This window comes from Shewanella sp. S1-49-MNA-CIBAN-0167, from assembly GCF_040310145.1.
Classification (GTDB): domain Bacteria; phylum Pseudomonadota; class Gammaproteobacteria; order Enterobacterales; family Shewanellaceae; genus Shewanella; species Shewanella psychromarinicola.
In genome coordinates this window covers 50,448-68,782 of the sequence record NZ_JBEOPO010000024.1, presented here as the reverse complement: position 1 = coordinate 68,782, position 18,335 = coordinate 50,448, and the positions used below count along the sequence as shown (strand labels likewise).

Genomic DNA, 18,335 nt, shown 5'->3' with positions numbered 1-18,335 from the left:
TGCTGTAACGCTATGTTTTACGCATATGCGGTGTCTACTTTGCTGATAGCTTGATCAACCCCGGCATCAATATTAACACTACATGAATACTAACGGTGATGGTTTAAGTCACGAAAATCAGCTTGCTTCAATAGTATGATGCATTGTCGATTTATGTTGTATGAGGTTAAGTAAAATGAATAAAGGTCTATTATTATTTGCCACATTAAGTGGTTTTATGGCTGTAGCACTGGGTGCTTTTGCTGCTCATGGGCTTAAAACTATCGCACCACCGGAATTAGTGAGTATTTTTAAGTTAGGAGTCGATTACCAGTTTTATCATACCTTCGGACTGATTGCATTGGCATTTTCCGCCCATTGGATCCCGTCAAAATTGATTAATTGGGCCGCTTACAGTTTCATTGCTGGGATCATATTGTTTTCTGGTTCATTATACCTTTATGCCTTTACTGGTGCTAAATGGATTGGCCCAATAACGCCAATAGGTGGTTTATGTTTCCTCGTGGGTTGGTTGTTATTTGCCGCGGCGATTTGGCATACAAAATCAGTAGAATAATGGCTTGGCTAAATTCTCCCTCCTCGAGCATTTTTGAGTATAATAGCGTGATTATTGTCTCGCTATTATGCGAATATCCTTACGCTAAGGCTCCAAATGAAAAACCTATTCCTATTTTGCCGCTCAGGCTATGAAAAAGACTGTGCAGCAGAAATTCAACAACGTGCCGCTGAGTTAAATGTTGATGGTTTCGTTAAAACCAATATCAACGATGCTTATGTGATATTTCAATGTTTTGACAAAAATGGTGCCGATACTTTAGCTAAGGAATTGGAACTTGGATCATTGATATTTGCTCGGCAAATGTTTGCTGCGGGCGAGTTATTGATTGATTTACCTGAGCAAGATCGTGTGGGACCGATAGTCGCCTCACTAGCCGATTTGTCGAAGTGTGGTGAGTTGCGTGTTGAAACGCCTGACACCAATGAAGCCAAAGAATTATCCGCATTCTGTCGGAAATTGACGGTACCGTTACGCCAAAGTTTAAAAAAGAGCGGCGCGCTACTGAGTACTGAAAATGGCCGTCGTCCGATTATTCATGTGTGTTTTATTGCACCGGGTAAAGCGTACACAGGTTATTCGTTAAGCCATAATAGTTCACCTCATTTTATGGGGATCCCTCGCTTAAGAATGGCTGCAGATGCTCCGAGTCGCTCAAGCCTGAAATTGGATGAAGCATTTGGCGTGTTCTTAACTAAAGAAGAGCAAGAAACACGTTGTCGCAGTGGCTTAAATGCAGTTGATTTAGGCGCTTGCCCTGGAGGGTGGACTTATCAATTGGTCCGCCGCGGAATGATGGTTGCTGCAGTCGATAACGGTCCGATGGATCCTAAATTAATGGATTCGGGCCAAGTAAAGCATTACCGTGCTGACGGTTTTCGTTTTGAACCACCACGTAAAAATATTTATTGGTTGGTATGCGATATGGTTGAAAAACCGGCTCGGGTTGCAGAACTGATGGAAGCATGGGCGATTAATGGTTGGTTTAAAGAAGCGATTTTTAATCTTAAATTACCCATGAAGAGCCGCTATAAAGAAGTCAGCGTTATTTTAGAAACGATAGGCACCATTTTAACTGAAAATGAAATCGATTTTAAAATACAGTGTAAGCATCTTTATCATGATCGTGATGAAGTAACGGTTCATTTATGGATTTTCCCTGAAAAGGGCGTGAGCTACGCATAACCTTGCTAGCGCACATCTAACAAAAAGCCCCATATGTCATGCATATGGGGCTTTTTAGTCATGACATATAAGATAAATAAGTCATTAACCTAATCATAAAGAATTATGCTAAACGATCAAGCACTGCTTGAGTGAAGTCGGTTGTACCGTGAGTGCCACCTAAATCGCGAGTGGTACGGTCACCTTCTTCAATAACAGCAGCTACAGCACTGCGGATCATCTCAGCTTTATCTGACATGCCTAAGTATTCTAGCATTTGAATCGACGCTAAAATAACTGAGGTAGGGTTCGCTAAATTTTTACCTGCAATATCGGGTGCACTACCATGTACCGCTTCAAAAATAGCAGCATTGCGACCTATGTTTGCCCCTGGAGCCATTCCTAAACCGCCCACAAGACCGGCACATAAGTCAGATAAAATGTCACCAAATAGGTTAGTCGTTACGATAACATCAAAGTTTTCAGGATTCATAACCAGTTTCATGCAAGTGGCATCAACAATCATTTCTTCTGTGGTGATGTCTGGATAACGCAGACTCACTTCACGTGCCACTTTTAAGAACAAACCAGAAGTTGATTTCATGATGTTAGCTTTGTGAACTATGGTCACTTTTTTGCGATTTTCTTTGCGTGCAAGCTCAAAAGCAAACGTAGTGATCTGTTCTGCGCCATGCCGAGTAATGATACTGGTCGCTTCTGCAGTTTGACCATCATCAGATATTTTTTGACCTAAACCAGAGTACATACCTTCGGTATTTTCACGGACGGTAATAATATCAATGTTTTCATAACGCGCTTGAGTCCCCTTAAATGAAATCACCGGGCGCACGTTAGCATAAAGACTGAACTGTTTACGCAAGCTCACATTGATAGAGGAAAACCCTTCACCGACAGGTGTGGTTAACGGACCTTTAAGCGTAATACGATTTTTTTCGATAAGGTCTAAAGTACGTTGGGGTATAAGTTCACCGTGCTTTTCTAACGCCGTTAACCCAGCATCTGCAAATTCATATTCAAAGTTACATCCTGCTTTGTCGAGGATTTTTAATGCTGAATCGATAATGCTTGGTCCAATCCCATCACCTGGGATCACGGTTATTGTACGTTTTGACATGAATAGTCCTTCCACGGTTGTGGTTACTGCAATTGTTAGACCGCATACATGACACGGCTAGGTGACGATAAAAACCGTCGTTTTTCTGCGGCGTATTTTAACGACTTTTAATGTTTATTTACAGAAAATAGTGAGTATTATCACATTATTTCCGTTATTTTTAAGTCAATCCTAATCTGATTGATTTACTATGAACTTTTATTACAAATCGTTTACTTGTAAACCATCTAAGTTTGAAAACATGTCGGCGATTCTATATTTTATTGGCGAGCATTAGCTTATTCGGTAAACATATTTTATATAGACGACTTTGGTCGAATGTAATGCTTGGTGTTTATTATTTATTGCTGGTTAAGATTATAGATAATCCATTACTGCGATCTATTACGGGAACCATTAGAGGAAAACTGTGAAATTATTCAATTTAATTCCATTGGCAGTCTGTCTGTCATTTAGTGCCCATGCGGCCCCGCAACGTGCTCTGTCCCTTGATGACATTATGCATTTTGAAACCTTACAACAGCCGGTTATTTCTGATAATGGCAAAGTGATTGCGGTACAGGCTACACCTGATAGGGGCGATAGTCGTGCATTAATTCGTTTTAGTGATAATCGCAAACAATATGAAATTGTCAATGGCACGGACGTTAACGTCAGTGCCGATGGTCTATTTGTATTGGCGACAATCGAAGCGACTTTATTTGACCGAGAAACCAAAGAGAAAGACGATTTACCCCATGAAGTGGTATTACTCAATACCAAAAATGGCAATCAGCAACGATTTGACAAGGTCGATTCCGCTTCATTTAGCGATGATGGCCGTTTTTTAGTGGTGAAGTTTAAGGTTAGCAAGCCAGAGTCAACTGATCCTGAGTCGACAGATCCTGAGTCGAAAGTGTCTAAATCAACTACTGCTGGATCCGCAGAGTTAGCGCAGACAGCTTCAGAAACGACGGCTTCAGAGACGAAAAACACCAGTGAAACAGAACATGATAGTACCCAAGCTGAAATTGAGGAGGCCGATAAAGGGGCGGATATTCGCTTAATTAATTTGGCTACTGACCAGCAAACACAACTATCGGATGTGACTCAATTTGCTTTTGATAAAGCAGGACATCATTTCGTTGCTGTGGTGAATAAAGTTGAAAATCAGCAGCATCAAGTGGTGTTAGTGACACTGGATAGCCAAACACAGCGTCAGCTTTACAGTAGTACTGATGAACATATTGAAGCATTAGCCATCAGTGATGATGGCCAATATGTTGCAGTAACGAAAGGCATGGCGAGTTCTATACGCTATGGCCGTGAGTACAATATGTTGTTACTGGATGTACAACACGATAAACAACGCCAGTTCGCTCAGTCTGAAGGGTGGACTTATAACCAGCATGCCAGCTTATTGTTTTCAAAAGATGGCCAACGTTTGTTTGTGGGACGAGTGCCAAAGGTTGCACAACAAGCTGAATTAGCTGATTTTGAAAATCCAAGTGATGTGTTTAATCCAGACATTATTACCGCTAAAAAACAGTTACGTATTTGGCATGGTGATGATGCCAAAATTAAGCCCCAAGAAGTCAAAGAATATGAGCAAGAGTTATCTCGCACGTATTTAGCGGTTTTACACCTTGAGTCAAATAAGTTGGTGCAATTAGCCGACCAAGCGGTTCCTGATGTCACTTATGGCGAGCAAGCACGTTACTTATTGGCCAGCTCCGATGTGCCCTACCAGAAAATGGTTACCTGGGCAGGCTTTTATCGTGATGTATATTTGGTTGATGTCAAAACAGGCCAAAAAATCCTCGTATTAACTCAGCAACCTAGTGATGCTATGCCGACGTTGTCACCTCATGCTAAGTTTTTAGCTTATTATCAACAAGGTAATGTCTATCTTTTTGATATAGCGTTAAAGCGCAGGGTTAATTTAACCGCGAATATTGCGACCCCTTTTGCGAATGAAGATCATGATTATCCCAGTGCGGCACCCGGTTACGGTTTTGGCCCTTGGTTGGCCGATGACAGTGCTATTACGGTATATGATAAATATGATATATGGCAGTTTAATACCGCAGCGCACAATGGGTTTATGTTGACCAAGGGCGAGGGGCGAAAACAGAAAACTCAATTTAGACTGGTTGGTTTAGCCCAAGAGAAACCGTTACCCGCGGTAGTCAATGATGCTGAAACAGTGCTATTACAAGGCTATAGTCATCAAACAAAAGCGGACGGCTTTTTCAGTGCCAAGATAGGTGTGGCTGGCGTGAGCCGCTTAACTCAAAGCAAGGCTAAATTAACCTTGCTTGCTAGAGCCAATAAAGCCGCTGCAGTGGTGTTTTCAAAGCAGCGTTATGATTTGTATCCAGATTTATATATTGCAGATATTACCTCGCCACAGAATGCGCTGCAGCTTACCGAGCTGGACAAGCAGCGTGACGCGTTTAAATGGGGCAATGCTGAATTAGTGCATTGGCGAGATGGTGACGGCATTAACACCGATGGGGTATTAATTAAACCAACCAATTATCAAGCCGGTAAACAGTATCCAACCTTAGTCTATTTTTACCGTTTTATGAGTGACAGATTACATGCTTTTCCTGACATGAAGCTCAACCACCGGCCTAACTTTGCTTGGTATGCTGATAATGGTTACGCTATTTTTCTACCGGATATTCGTTTTGAGATTGGCTATCCAGGAATTTCATCAGTAAAAGCGCTGACGGCAGGCGTGCAAAAGTTGATAGCGATGGGGGTTGCCGATCCCAATGCTGTTGGTATTCAAGGGCATTCTTGGGGCGGCTATCAGAGTGCATATGCGGTAACCCAAACCAATATCTTTAAAGCGGTAGTGACAGGTGCTCCGGTGTCGAATATGACCAGTGCTTACAGTGGTATTCGTCTTGGGTCAGGTTTAGCCAGGCAATTCCAATATGAAACAGGTCAAAGCCGGATCGGAGAGAGTCTGTTTAAGGCGCCACAGAAATACATTGAAAACTCGCCCATTTTCTATGTTGATCGCATTCAAACCCCAATGATGATCATGTTTGGTGATAAAGATGATGCAGTGCCTTGGGAGCAGGGGATTGAGTTGTATCTAGCAATGCGTCGTGCAGGGAAGGATGTGGTATTTTTACAATATGAAGATGAGCCACACCATTTGAAAAAGTATCCCAATAAGCTTGATTACAGCATTAAAATGAAACAGTACTTTGACCATTATTTAAAAGGGGCACCAGCCCCAGATTGGTTACGCCAGGGTGAAGCCTATCGGGAGTATAAAAAAGCAGATTAAAACAGCGTAATTTGATTGTTTTAAATGAGATTTCTGCGCCCTATGCTGATACCGATAGGGCGTTTTATCGTAAGCCTATTGATCGACACTTAGTGGCTCTGTGGGGCGTTCACTGTCGATAGAAGGGGGTGTTATTGCGGAGATACTTGATCGGTTATCGGCACTGAAAAGTATTGTTCTTGTGTATCTTGTCCCCATGCTATCAGAAGATTATCTCTAAATAACAATGGCGTGCATTCTTCTTTAGTGGTTTCGCCATCTGATTTTATATGGTGAGTACGGTAATACATCACTTGATATTGTCCATCAAAGCCGGTTTTTGCTTCGACAAAATCAGCACTGCCTAATAACGTTCGGATCTCATCAAGGCTTTGACCAAAGTGGATATCACTCATTTTTTGTAAATTGAAAGCTTCACGATCATCCCATGCCCTGTCTTCTGGTTGCGGTTCGTAAACAAAAATCACCACAGCAACAAACAGTAAATAGGCAGTGAATATTCCACCGATGATATAAGTCACTTTTGAGTTCATAATGTGTTTAATCCGTTATGGTATAAATACGTTTGCTGTCTGTATTTCTTATTATCTCATTGTCACATTATTACATTGTTTGTTATTAGTTTGGTCTTAAATTGGTTCTAAATTGTTTCAAATTAATATTTAGTGGCATATCGCATTGCAGCTGCGCCAATTTATAGCTAATTCGCGCTATCTCTTTTCCTTCGGCTAATTTATGTGCCTGCTTGGCGCCAAGATTGTCTAAAGAACGATATAAATTAGCTAGTGTTCTGAATTTATTCAGTAAGTCGGCTGCTGATTTTGGTCCGATCCCCATAATACCCGGAATTTTATTGCCACTGTCGCCCGCTAGCGCAATAAAGTCGAGCATTTGATATTGCTCTATGCCGAGTTTTTTTTCATATTGTTGAACATCAAAAACATGCTGGTTGAAGTGATCCCATAAGGTGAGATTTTTTGTGGGTAGCTGACTAAAGCCTTTGTCGGTTGAAACAATGACCACTTCACCATTGTTGCTGATCATTTTCATCGCGATGGTGGCGATAACATCGTCTGCTTCAGATTGGGCATCAAAAGAGTGGATGTCGTGTTCTGCCAGTGTGGTTTTGATGTTAGCCAAGCCATCACTTAATGCCGTTGGCATGGGCTTTCGGCCTTTTTTGTAATCGCTATACAGCGTTTTACGCCAAGAGGGCTCACTGCCATCCCAGACCACAATGCAATGGGTTGGTTGATGCTGCACCAGCATTTTTTTAGATGCAGCTAAAACCCGTTCTTGTACGCTAGTAATATCGTTTTCATCAGGTAGCACCGCATGAATACGGCGTACTAGATTGAGCCCGTCAATAATAAGTAATTTATTCATTGGTTTTTATTATGTTGTAGCAGGGCACGTAAGCGCTTCCTGGCAGTTTCATTCGTTGTTGTTTAACAAAAGCGTTTAATAGCTTATCCATCATGAGCATAAGTTTAGCATCACCTTTAATGTTAAAGGGACCAAACTGTTCGATCAACTTAATGGTAGCGCCTTTTACATTGCCGGCGACAATACCTGAAAACGCTTTGCGTAAGTTTGCGGCAAGTTCAGCTTTATTGTCCTGAAAGTTAAGGTTTAAATTTGCCATAACTTCATGGGTCGGATCAAAGGGTAATTGAAATTCGGGTTCAATTTTTAGCGACCATTGATATTGGTAAGCATCACCTTTTTCTTTTCGATAGCTTTTTACATCTTGCATACCTTCTTTCATTATTTGTGCCACTTTGATAGGGTCATCAATAATGATTTGATACTTGCTTTGTGCTTCGGTGCCTAATGTAGTCCCAATAAATTCATCAATTACCGTGAAGTAATCAGCACTTTCTGCCGGTCCTGTTAGCACCAGTGGGAATGACATATTGCTATTGTGATCATTTAATAAGATACCAAGGAAATAGAGTAACTCTTCAGCGGTACCCGCGCCGCCTGGGAAAATAACGATACCGTGACCTAAACGCACAAAGGCTTCTAGACGCTTTTCTATGTCGGGTAAAATAACTAATTCATTGACAATTTGATTGGGTGGCTCAGCGTTAATAATGCTGGGTTCTGTTAAGCCTATATAGCGAGCATTGTGAACTCGTTGCTTGGCATGAGCAATTGCCGCGCCTTTCATTGGACCTTCCATTGCGCCGGGTCCGCAACCCGTACAAATATCTAATCTGCGTAACCCAAGTTGGTAACCGACATCTCGGGTATATTGATATTCGACTGCGTTGATGCTGTGTCCTCCCCAGCATACCACCACATTAGGATCTTTCATTGGCGATATCGCTTGAGCATTACGCAGTATGTCAAATACGACGTTGGTAATGTGGCTCGCATTACTTAAGTCAATGTGTTTTAAATTATCGTATTTATTACTGATGTAAATAATGTCGCGCAGCACGGCAAACAAGTGCTCTTGAATACCCGCAATAATTTCACCGTCGACAAAGGCTTGAATAGGGGGGTTGATGAGTTCAATCAGTATGCCTCTTTCTCGCTGTAAAATATTAATACTAAAGGATTCATAGCGACGAAACAGTTCTTCAGAGCTGTCGCTTATGACACCCGAGGCTAATACTGCTAGCGAGCAATTTCGATATAGCTGATACAAGTCGCTTTTTGCGCCTTGTTTTAAGCGTTCGACTTCTAATTGAGAAAGTTGATCTAAGCTACCACGTGGACTAATTTTTACGATCATAAGCAACTCCTTTGGACTCGAGTGTCTGATGCCGAGTCCAAAGAGAAAAGTCTTGGGATGGGCTAGATATCAATAACGACTCGGTCTCTGCCGTTGTTTTTTGCTTGGTATAATGCCGCATCGGCTCTTTCGAAAGCTTCTTCAAGCGTTTCATTTTCCATAACTTGTGCCGCACCTATAGATAATGTAACTGTAATTCTCTGATTTTTAAACTTAAACGGAATATTTTTAATTTTTTCTCTCACGCGATTCAATAATTGAGAGATATGTTCATCAGTAATATCAGGCAATAAAAATACAAATTCTTCGCCACCATAACGAGCCACAAACTCACTATCACGTAATGAATTTTTTAAGGCCATTGAGATGACTTGCAGGGTTTTATCGCCGGTGCTGTGACCAAAGTTATCGTTAATAACTTTGAAGTGATCTATGTCTGTAATCGCGATCCATAGTGGCGTTTTAAAGCGGACATGGTTACGGTATTCTTGCTCCATGCGGTCTTCTAACGCGCTACGATTTGCCAATTGGGTCAGCGGGTCAAGGAGGTTGAGCTTTTGATGTTCAAATAGCTTTTCTTTATAATTATTAGATTCTTGGCTCATTGAATTGAGTTCTTTACGCATCGATTCAATTGACTTGCGTAAGAGTGTTTGTTCACGTTGTTCTAGCGCTTCTTTACGAGAGAGTGCATCGCGAAGCGAAGATAACTGCACCGTCAGTCGGATCTTTAATTCGTTAAGACTATCGGCATCAATAATTAACTCATCAGCGGTATTGACGCGTAAATTTATCTCTTTATTTAATTGGCCTTTAAGCTGCTCACTGCGTTGGTTGTTATTGTAGGTATTATTGACCACATCGCGCACGATTATCAGGGCATCATTGAGGGCAAATAAAAAGTCTTGTGATGCGCTTTTTTCGCGAGCGATATTCTCTAACAGTAAACTCAATATCGATTGGTAAGAATCGAGCAAGTTGCTTAAACTGAGCTCACCAAGCAACACTTCTTTTATGACTAGAATTTGGTCTCGTTGATCTTTTCTAAATTCAATTTCAGCGATCTTAGCGGCAAGCTCTTTGGCTAGCTGGATATGCTGAGGTAAAATTTGGTAATCGTCGGCATCGGCAAATTCATGCTTCAAAATTTCTTCATAGAAAAAAATAAGTTTTTCTACTTTGGGGATGTATTCCCATACGGTATGGAACGGTTTGCTTAGTTCTTGTTTAAAATAGGTGATTTCTTTTTTTAGTTTGTCTGGCGCGGCATTAATTCGTTGGATCTGACGGATCACTCGATTGAGTCCATTACGACTATCTTCTAAACGAGTCATAGTATGGTTATATTGAGATTTCAATAACCGTTCAATGTCGACGAGTTCTGGTAGCGCTTCGTCTATTTGTTCAAAATTATGCATATGGTGACGTAATTTTGCCAGTTTGTTGTCGAGTTCTAAATTTTGTCCTTTGCAAGCAAGACTGAGATGAGAAATAAATTGAATTAGTGTTTTCAATTTGTCATTGCGATCGATATTAATCTCTTCGATAGCTAGTTTAGCTGCATGCAGCTTTTGCTTCATTAACGAAATTTGAGTTATCGCGGTATTTGACTCTTTCATTTTGCAGTGCCTACTCTCATTTGTCATCTAAAGGCATTGATTGCCATGTATGGGACATCAATGTGGACATCAATTGGGATTTTTTTGGGATTGTTATTAATTAACGTTAAGCATTTAATTGGTTGATATTTAATCGGTTAACATTTAATCGGTTAACATTTAATCGGTTAACATTTAATCAGTTAATATTATAGTAATGTTATATCAATAATGTTGTGCAGCAAATCCAATTACCGCACAAAACAGTTTAATTATCTATAATTATTAGTTTATAAAACAATTAGTGCTTCGGCCAGTTGATCTCTTGGGTATTACGATTACTTTCTGCACGAATGATGCCCCGGTTAAGTGCTTGAGTCAGATTTAAATAAAGTGGCCGCATAAAAATAGCCGCGGGAGCAAAGTTAAGTGGTCGCAGTGAAATATATGCGGGTTGCTCCGTTATTTCCATAGCCGCAGCAAGTGCGTATTGCAGCGCTTCAAATTGCAATTCTGCACTGATGTTAACATCAGGGTTGTCGAGTAATGGTAAACTAATGTGGCCAATGCTGGCATATTGCTCTGTTGATTTACGAGCAAAGTTAGGCATGGTAAATTGAGTTGTTTGTAATTGTTTAAGGCTCTTTATTACGGCATTTAAGATGATTTTTGCGTCATACTGCTTATCGAAATAACATCCAATCAACCCGGGACGGATGATAAACACTTCAGTGTCTAGGTGCTTACTGAACTGACTATTAAAGTGCTGCATCAATACAACTGATTCAGTGTGTCCAAGTTGAATATCAATATTGTTCAATTCATTAATGTTCACTAGCGCTAATGCTTTAGGCTCTTGGTGTTTTAAGGTGTTGATCCGTTGAATAAACGCCCTGTAACCTTGTGCTTGTGTTATAGGATCTATTGTGTTCAAACGTTGGGCGTTATGGTACAAGATATTGCGGTGTTGAAATTTTCTGTAGAAAAAAACCATTAGTATGAGCGTAATACTAAACACAATAATCAACCCTAAAATGATAAATTGATTGTATTTATTTTTAGCGGTTTGCTGTTCTAATTTACTACTCAATAAACCCAGTTCGAATTTTAATTTTTGTTCAGTGAGTTCAGGAAAATCATTGGTTTGTTGTTCTTTTTCTTGTGATTTATTGATCAATTCAACAATGACATCGACAGTTTCAAGTGCTGCATTGAGGTTGTTGGTTTTGCGATATGCTGTAGATAAATAACCTAATGCTTCAGTTTGAACTTTAGTTAAATGTTTCTTTTTAGCCAACTCAATGGCTTTACTTGCGTGCTCAATAGCTTCAGGCCACATGCCTTCGCTGGTACATATTTGAGCAAATAGTAGCTCGTTATAGACTAAGTAATGCTCTATTTTTCGTGCCCTAAATATATCATTTGCACGTTGCATTACGTTCAATGCGGCTTGGGAATTATTTAATTTAAAATAGGCTTCACCTAAATTGTGATATGTGAGACCTATTGCAATTTCGTTTCCCATCCGCTCATTGACTTGCTGGACATTTAAATAATAATCGATGGTTTTATTCCATTGATCTTGGCCTGCGTAAATCATTGCGATGACAGTCATTGTTTCGGCTAAGTAAACATCTTGGCCTATCGCTTGAAGTATTTCTGCTGCATTATGGGCATATTTTAGTGCATCATCCCATTGTTCTAAATCACGGTATGTTCGGGCAAGATTGAGCTGTGTATGGGCTTTAATTCCCGGATAATCTAAGTTGTTAGCTAACCGAAATGCTTCACTATAATGCTGTAATGACTTTGCCTGATCCCCATTAAGATTGTAATAACGACCGAATTGCGTTTCTGCATCTGATATTAAGTAATTATTGTGTAATTGATAAGCGATTTGGCGGTAACGATTTAAGTGAGATAACGCGGGTGTTGGTTGAAGTAACAATGAGTGTAGCATGCTCAATTGATCATGAAGTGTCAATTTGAACAGCGTGCTTTCTAGGCTTACATCGGTGTTAACCATATTCAAAGCATCATTATATTCAACTAACACCTGATTATATTCTTGGTTTTTACGCCCCTTAATCCGTGCTTTAAGCATAACCATTAACGCTTTTTCAAGTGTTGTTGATGCGATGGCGTCTAATTGTGTTATGAGCAATTCGGCATCTTGATATTTAGTTGGTGAGTTAAGTTTTGCTTCTAAATTCAACCGAGCAAGTAGTTCTAAGTCGCGATGAAGTTCATTTGGTTGGTAACTTAGTTCACCAGCGACTTGTTCGAACTCCGCTCTATTCGAAAATTTCAAAGGAAACTCGGTTGCCCTTATTAGTTTGGTATAAAGCTTCTGTGGATTTTCTTTGAACAATATTTCTTGCTGTTCAATATCTCTTGCACAAACCGCTGAACTAAATAGTATCGAACATAATATGACAAGAGTAAAACATCGCAGCATAGTAATAGAGACCTTTATAGTTAACGTGGACTTGATTGTACACAAAATGCAAAGCCAACCTCTATTAGGTTGAGGTAGCTTATGGGTTTTTACAATCAAGTTGTAATTTACCACTGTGTTAATGAGTCTAGATCGTTATAATTGTTTGGAATTTAAAATAAAAACAATAGAATCATACCAGAAGGAACCTAGAGTGAAACCTACTTCTCTTGCAATTTTTACCAGCAGTGCCATTTTTTCGATGAGCTGGACAACGCCAGCAATTGCTGATGTCGATTACCATATCGATATTAATCAACCCGCGCACCATTTAGCTCAGGTGAGTGTTTCATTTCCTCAAACTGACTTAAAAGTGTTAACCGTTAATTTACCAGTATGGCGAATGGGTCGTTATCAAGTATTACCCATTGCTGATGGCATAAGATTGTTTAATGCGACCGACAGCAAAGGTCAGTCATTACCTTGGAAGCGCACCGCCAGCGGCGAATGGCAAATAGCATTAATCAAACCCACAGCCGTTAAAGTGACTTACCAACTACATGCCAATGAGCTTGGTGACCGTTTGCGTCACATTGATAATAGCCATGCCTTTTTAGATGGCAGTGGAGTATTTATGTATAGCCCAGCATTTAGTCAGCAACCCGTTACGGTTAATATGGCAGTGCCTACAGGTTGGCAGAGTTATTCCGGCATGGATAAAGGCAGTACGTCACATTCATTTAAAGCGCCCAATTATGATGTATTAGTTGACTCGCCAATTGAAACTGGAATAAACCAGCATTTTAGTTTCGAGGCTGACGATCGTCAATATGAAGTGGTATTTTGGGGTGAGGGTAATTATGACACGACTCAAATTCTTACCGATTTACGTAAAATAAGCGGCCAGGCCTCGACTATTTGGGCTGATTATCCGTTTAAACGCTATGTTTACATGGTGCATGCAACCAGCGGTGCAAGTGGCGCAACAGAGCACCTCAATTCTACAGTTATCCAGCTACCACGATTTAACTTTCGTGAGCGCCAAGATTATTTACGTTTTATCAGTACCGCCTCTCACGAGTTTATTCACTCTTGGAATGTAAAATCCTATCGCCCTCAAGGGCTGGTGCCTTATGATTACCAGTCAGAAAACATGACGGATTTACTGTGGATGGTTGAAGGCTCCACCAGTTATTTCCAAAATCAATTATTGTTGCGGGCTGGCGTGATGACAGCTAAAGAATTTTTTGACGATTTAAGTAAACGGATTGTGCTTAATCAGCATAATCCTGGCCGTGAAATCCAATCTGTTGCAGAAGCCAGTTTAGGTCAATGGAGCAGTACTTGGGGCGACTATGCGGTCAACCACAGTGTCAACATATACTCTGAAGGTTATTTGGCTTCAATGGCGCTCGATTTTAGCTTACTGAGTGATACCCAACTTGAACATTCTTATCGTGATGTTCATAAAGCACTTTATCAGCAATATAAAGTGCCAATGGGCTACAAGGTTGCAGATGTGCAATCAATTTTGAAAACGCTATCTGGTAAAGATTATCAACCCTGGTGGCAAGAATTTGTTAATCAACCGTTTAGTTTGCCGTTTGATGAATTACTCGCCCATGCAGGGTTAATCACCACCTATAGTAAAGCCCCTAAAACCGTTATCGATGCGGGAATGACCCTGTCTGAGTTACACGGTGACTTGACGATTGCTAATGTGTTAAAACATGGCCCAGCATGGAATGCTGGTATTGCTGCAGGTGATGAAATAGTGGCGGTTAATGGATTAAAAGTGACTGCGGATGGATTCACTAAACGCCTTAACGATTTTAATGTCGGCGATAAGATTAAGCTCAGTTTATTTAGTGATGATCGTTTAAAAGAGGTGAGTCTACAGCTGACGGAACAACCTAAAGGCGAGTTGTCGATTGAAGCTGTGGCTGAGGTCTCCGATGCTCAGAAAGCATTCTATCAAGCCTGGCTAGGTGTTGATTGGCCTTTTGATGACAAAGGCGATTGGATTAAATCCACTGACTAAAATGTTGATTTGCATATACCCAAACGACCTTGAAATGCAGGATGCAGCATGTGGAGATGTGACGCTTCAGAAACGATAACAAGCGAACGCTGCGCTCACGGATAAAGCGGTCTCGCGCCTAAGCTCTTGGCTTGTTATCGCCCTTTTGCTCGTCACAGCTTGCTACCTCAAGCGGTAGTGACAGCTTCGCTGTGTTGTCCGCTTTTATAGAATCTAGCCGCGTAGCGTCCTAGCAGCGCTCTAGGAATAGTGATATTGATTCTCTTCAATCACTGCCTTGTTGAGTTATCCTACGGGGCTTTGAAACGAGCATGTTGAAGTGGCTTGGTTGTATATCTCATTCAGTATTGAGATGCGAGCCGTTATGATAAATAAAATGCCCTGAGAACAGGGCATTTTTATGTGACGATTACGCAGGAGGAGCTGTTTCGATAAAAAATGGCTCTTTTTCTATTGCCGCTAAAAAAAGTGTTAATTTAGGATAATCTTCGATATTAATCCGTTGGCGGAAAACCGCCCAACTTAAAAAACAACCCAATCGCAATTGCACATCATTAAACGGTCCGTGCAACGGTAGCTCAAGTTTTTCAAACTCTGCTAATGATGTTTTAATGCGTTGTGCTTGTCTTATGGTGTAATCAACACGCTCAATATCAACGCCATCACGAGACAGAAAAAATAAGTTAATTGAACTGTCTAGCGCAGTATTTATCATGCAAAATTGATCAAGTTCTATCACAGTGTCAAGACAGGTTTTTGATGACTTTTGACGGATGTAGCGCAATATTGCGCTGGAATCAGTTAATGATAACTCTTCATCGTGTAAAAATGGCACCCGTTTAGTTGGCGATAGCTTTGCGCTACTGACTTGATCTGTTTCAATAAATTGACAATCTAATCTCGACTCCAATAAGGCAATTCTGCAATGGCGTACATAAGGAGACGTGAAGCTACCATAAAGTTTCATCGGGCATCCCTACGGGGGTTAAACACTCTGTTCTAAAGGACCAAATGCTTGATTAACCGCATTGATGAAGGCCACTAATTCGCTGCCCATTAAGGAAAAGTCAGCATCTAAACGAGCCAGTGGATCTTCGGTACCGACTTCATCATTACCGGCTCTAAATTCTTCAGAAAACTTAAGTCGTTTAATGCTGGCATCAGACTGCATTAAAAAGGCAATCGACTGGCCAAAATGTAAGGCTAATTTATGCACTTGTTTACCTGTTGCAATGTGGGCAAGTACTTCGTCTTCTTGGAGTACTTGTTGCTTAAAGCGCACAATGCCGCCTTCGTCTGAATCTGACTTAAGTTCGGCTTCATCTTGCATTTCAAATGGCGCCGGCGCTGCACCCGCTTGTAACCATTGAGTTAAGGTTGACTCGATTGGAGTGGCATAGCTTAGTGGGATAACCGGTAAGCTGCCTATTGCTTTACGAAGTAACGCGAGTAACTCTTCGGCTTTAGTCGCACTTGAGCTGTCGACTAAAATCATCTCTAGCTCAGGCATGATGAGTGCATGAGTTTGACTACGACGAGAAAATGCTCGAGGTAAAAGCGTGGTAGTGATTTCATCTTTAATGGTGTCTTTTTCTTTCTTGGTGACTTTGCGGCTTTCTAGCTCTTCAATTTGGGCCACTTTTTCATCTAAAGCTTCTTTGATCACTTGGCCTGGAAGAATTTTTTCTTCTTTAGTGACGCAAATTAAATGGCGATTCTCAGCGCTGTGTACTAATGCTTGGCCTTTTCTACCAAGGGCATTTGAAAAACCAAATTTACTGATATCTTGGCTTGAACAAGGTGAGAAAGTGAAATCAGCTAAGGCCGTTTCTAATGTTTCAGTGTCTGTTGTAAAAGGCTTATTGAAACGATACAAGGTGAGATTTTTAAACCACATAGAAGGCTCTCGTTAATTAAAGAAGAAAAATACAATGGTGCAATTCTACGGGATAGAAGCTAAGCGGTAAACCTCCAAAAAAAGCTGTCAGCTAGGCTAAATGCAATCACTCAAGTCAGAATTCATCAAATTGTCACAATTCATTAAACTACCCCGAAACCACTGTTATAGCTATATTTAGGGCTTTTTCTTAGAAGATATTACGATGAATATTAATATTTAATTGACCAATGAAATATTTCTGCAACATTACCGAGGCAGACTTCAGCTCGTTCCAACCAAATAACAATGACGAATTTAGCGTCGAAAGGATGAAATGATGAATGTATTTTGTAAAACTCTATTAGCCTCTGCAATAGCAGTCTCAGTCGCTTCAAGTGCGTACGCAGCAGATCCTCTTCAAGTTTACGGTAAGTTAAATGTCACAGCACAATCAAATGATGTTGCTGATGAAACAGAAACGAGTATTCAAAGTAATGCTTCACGCTTTGGTGTGACGGGTGAGTTTGAGTTAAGTCACTCATTAGAAGCCTTCTACACTATCGAGTATGAAGTAGACACCGGTGACGATACCAAAGAAAACTTTAAAGCACGTAATCAGTTTGTGGGTTTAAAAGGTGATTTTGGTGCGGTATCTGTTGGTCGGAACGATACTATTTTTAAAATTTCACAAGGTAAAATAGATCAGTTTAATGACCTTGCAGGCGATATAAAGACCATGTTCAAAGGTGAAAACCGCATGGCACAGACGGCAACATACTACACGCCAATGTTGGGTGACTTCCAAGCGGGTGTGACTTATGTAGCATCAGGTGATTCGGATCAAGTTGTTGGTGACAATACCACTGGTGAGGATGGCGTGAGTATGGCTGTTATGTATGGTGATGCAGGCCTAAAAAGCACACCAATATATGCATCGATTGCCTATGATTCAAAAGTAAAAGGTTATGACACTGCTCGTGCCACGGTACAAGGTAAAGTTGCAGGTCTTGTTATTGGTGGTATGTACCAGCAACAAGAAAAGCTAGACAGTGGCATCAAAGATGATGGTTTCTTATTAAGCACGGCTTATGGTATCAATGATGTTACCTTAAAAGCCCAATACCAAGACATGGAAAACAAAGGTGATTCATGGTCAGTCGGTGCAGACTACAAGTTAGGTAAACCAACCAAGTTATTTGCTTTTTACACTGCAAACTCATTTGACTCAAACGATCAAGATGATACTTATATTGGTATTGGTTTAGAACATAAGTTTTAATCTGAATGAGCATGTTGATTTAGATAGTAATTTAAAAGGGCTTAGGCCCTTTTTTGTTACATAACTTACACCTGGGATAATAAACGGGATAAATCGTTAACAATGGGCTGCTTGAGTAAGTTCAACTTTGGATTAAGACACGGGATAAATGAAAGTAATTAGCCTATTTGAGCCTTTCATATCACAGTTGTTATTTGTCTGCTAGCAAGGCTTATTT

Annotated in this window: 13 protein-coding genes; 5 read left to right on the top strand and 8 right to left on the bottom strand. The window is 40.5% G+C overall.

Features of this window, described 5'->3' with window-relative positions; genetic code table 11:
* Positions 1–175: 175 nt before the first annotated feature.
* Both AAEZ00_RS12700 and rlmM read left to right on the top strand, forming a co-directional pair.
* Positions 176–556, top strand: a complete 381-nt coding sequence (locus AAEZ00_RS12700; RefSeq protein WP_124014123.1) for a DUF423 domain-containing protein — start codon at positions 176–178, stop codon at positions 554–556.
* Between the two features lie 96 nt (positions 557–652).
* Positions 653–1,741: a 23S rRNA (cytidine(2498)-2'-O)-methyltransferase RlmM gene (rlmM, locus tag AAEZ00_RS12695; RefSeq protein ID WP_351076422.1), complete on the top strand. Its 1,089-nt coding sequence runs from the start codon at positions 653–655 to the stop codon at positions 1,739–1,741.
* Between the two features lie 103 nt (positions 1,742–1,844).
* Here rlmM and AAEZ00_RS12690 read toward each other — a convergent pair whose 3' ends face one another.
* Positions 1,845–2,855: an isocitrate dehydrogenase gene (locus AAEZ00_RS12690; protein WP_124014121.1), complete on the bottom strand. Its 1,011-nt coding sequence runs from the start codon at positions 2,853–2,855 to the stop codon at positions 1,845–1,847.
* Positions 2,856–3,264: 409 nt separating this feature from the next.
* On the opposite strand from AAEZ00_RS12690, the gene AAEZ00_RS12685 reads away from it, so the two are divergent.
* Positions 3,265–6,141 carry a prolyl oligopeptidase family serine peptidase gene (locus AAEZ00_RS12685; protein ID WP_351088703.1) on the top strand — a complete coding sequence of 959 codons (2,877 nt, stop codon included), beginning with the start codon at positions 3,265–3,267 and terminating at the stop codon, positions 6,139–6,141.
* A 131-nt stretch (positions 6,142–6,272) separates the two neighbouring features.
* Here the strand turns inward: AAEZ00_RS12685 and AAEZ00_RS12680 are convergent, their stop codons facing one another.
* The 5 genes from AAEZ00_RS12680 to AAEZ00_RS12660 form a co-directional block, all read right to left on the bottom strand.
* Entirely contained in the window at positions 6,273–6,674 is a 402-nt protein-coding gene (locus AAEZ00_RS12680; protein WP_124014119.1) for a DUF3192 domain-containing protein, read from the bottom strand.
* 85 nt (positions 6,675–6,759) lie between these two features.
* A complete protein-coding gene (gene xni / locus AAEZ00_RS12675) occupies positions 6,760–7,527 on the bottom strand; it encodes a flap endonuclease Xni (protein ID WP_124014118.1) in 768 nt (255 codons plus the stop codon).
* Positions 7,520–8,884 (bottom strand): nucleotide 5'-monophosphate nucleosidase PpnN, encoded by a 1,365-nt coding sequence (ppnN, locus tag AAEZ00_RS12670; RefSeq protein ID WP_351088702.1) that lies wholly within the window; start codon positions 8,882–8,884, stop codon positions 7,520–7,522. Before ppnN ends, xni begins: the two co-directional genes overlap by 8 nt.
* A 62-nt stretch (positions 8,885–8,946) precedes the next feature.
* The gene (locus AAEZ00_RS12665) at positions 8,947–10,503 is read right to left on the bottom strand and encodes a diguanylate cyclase domain-containing protein (RefSeq protein WP_351088701.1); all 1,557 of its coding nucleotides are present in this window, start codon (positions 10,501–10,503) and stop codon (positions 8,947–8,949) included.
* A 280-nt stretch (positions 10,504–10,783) separates the two neighbouring features.
* Positions 10,784–12,793, bottom strand: a complete 2,010-nt coding sequence (locus tag AAEZ00_RS12660; RefSeq protein ID WP_351088700.1) for a tetratricopeptide repeat protein — start codon at positions 12,791–12,793, stop codon at positions 10,784–10,786.
* Between the two features lie 340 nt (positions 12,794–13,133).
* Between AAEZ00_RS12660 and AAEZ00_RS12655 the strand changes: the two genes are divergently transcribed.
* Positions 13,134–14,960 carry a M61 family metallopeptidase gene (locus AAEZ00_RS12655; RefSeq protein WP_351088699.1) on the top strand — a complete coding sequence of 609 codons (1,827 nt, stop codon included), beginning with the start codon at positions 13,134–13,136 and terminating at the stop codon, positions 14,958–14,960.
* 409 nt (positions 14,961–15,369) lie between these two features.
* On the opposite strand, the gene AAEZ00_RS12650 is transcribed toward AAEZ00_RS12655, so the two are convergent.
* Positions 15,370–15,927 carry a glutathione S-transferase family protein gene (locus tag AAEZ00_RS12650; protein ID WP_124014114.1) on the bottom strand — a complete coding sequence of 186 codons (558 nt, stop codon included), beginning with the start codon at positions 15,925–15,927 and terminating at the stop codon, positions 15,370–15,372.
* A gap of 18 nt (positions 15,928–15,945) precedes the next feature.
* Entirely contained in the window at positions 15,946–16,857 is a 912-nt protein-coding gene (gene rdgC, locus AAEZ00_RS12645) for a recombination-associated protein RdgC (RefSeq protein WP_124014113.1), read from the bottom strand.
* 316 nt (positions 16,858–17,173) lie between these two features.
* Between rdgC and AAEZ00_RS12640 the strand changes: the two genes are divergently transcribed.
* Positions 17,174–18,118: a porin gene (locus AAEZ00_RS12640; RefSeq protein WP_351076400.1), complete on the top strand. Its 945-nt coding sequence runs from the start codon at positions 17,174–17,176 to the stop codon at positions 18,116–18,118.
* Positions 18,119–18,335 lie beyond the last annotated feature (217 nt).

Coding starts and splice junctions, on each gene's coding strand:
- AAEZ00_RS12700 (WP_124014123.1), top strand. CDS start 176: ATGAATAAAGGTCTATTATTATTTGCCACATTAAGTGGTTTTATGGCT.
- rlmM (WP_351076422.1), top strand. CDS start 653: ATGAAAAACCTATTCCTATTTTGCCGCTCAGGCTATGAAAAAGACTGT.
- AAEZ00_RS12690 (WP_124014121.1), bottom strand. CDS start 2,855: ATGTCAAAACGTACAATAACCGTGATCCCAGGTGATGGGATTGGACCA.
- AAEZ00_RS12680 (WP_124014119.1), bottom strand. CDS start 6,674: ATGAACTCAAAAGTGACTTATATCATCGGTGGAATATTCACTGCCTAT.
- xni (WP_124014118.1), bottom strand. CDS start 7,527: ATGAATAAATTACTTATTATTGACGGGCTCAATCTAGTACGCCGTATT.
- ppnN (WP_351088702.1), bottom strand. CDS start 8,884: ATGATCGTAAAAATTAGTCCACGTGGTAGCTTAGATCAACTTTCTCAA.
- AAEZ00_RS12665 (WP_351088701.1), bottom strand. CDS start 10,503: ATGAAAGAGTCAAATACCGCGATAACTCAAATTTCGTTAATGAAGCAA.
- AAEZ00_RS12650 (WP_124014114.1), bottom strand. CDS start 15,927: ATGAAACTTTATGGTAGCTTCACGTCTCCTTATGTACGCCATTGCAGA.
- rdgC (WP_124014113.1), bottom strand. CDS start 16,857: ATGTGGTTTAAAAATCTCACCTTGTATCGTTTCAATAAGCCTTTTACA.
- AAEZ00_RS12640 (WP_351076400.1), top strand. CDS start 17,174: ATGATGAATGTATTTTGTAAAACTCTATTAGCCTCTGCAATAGCAGTC.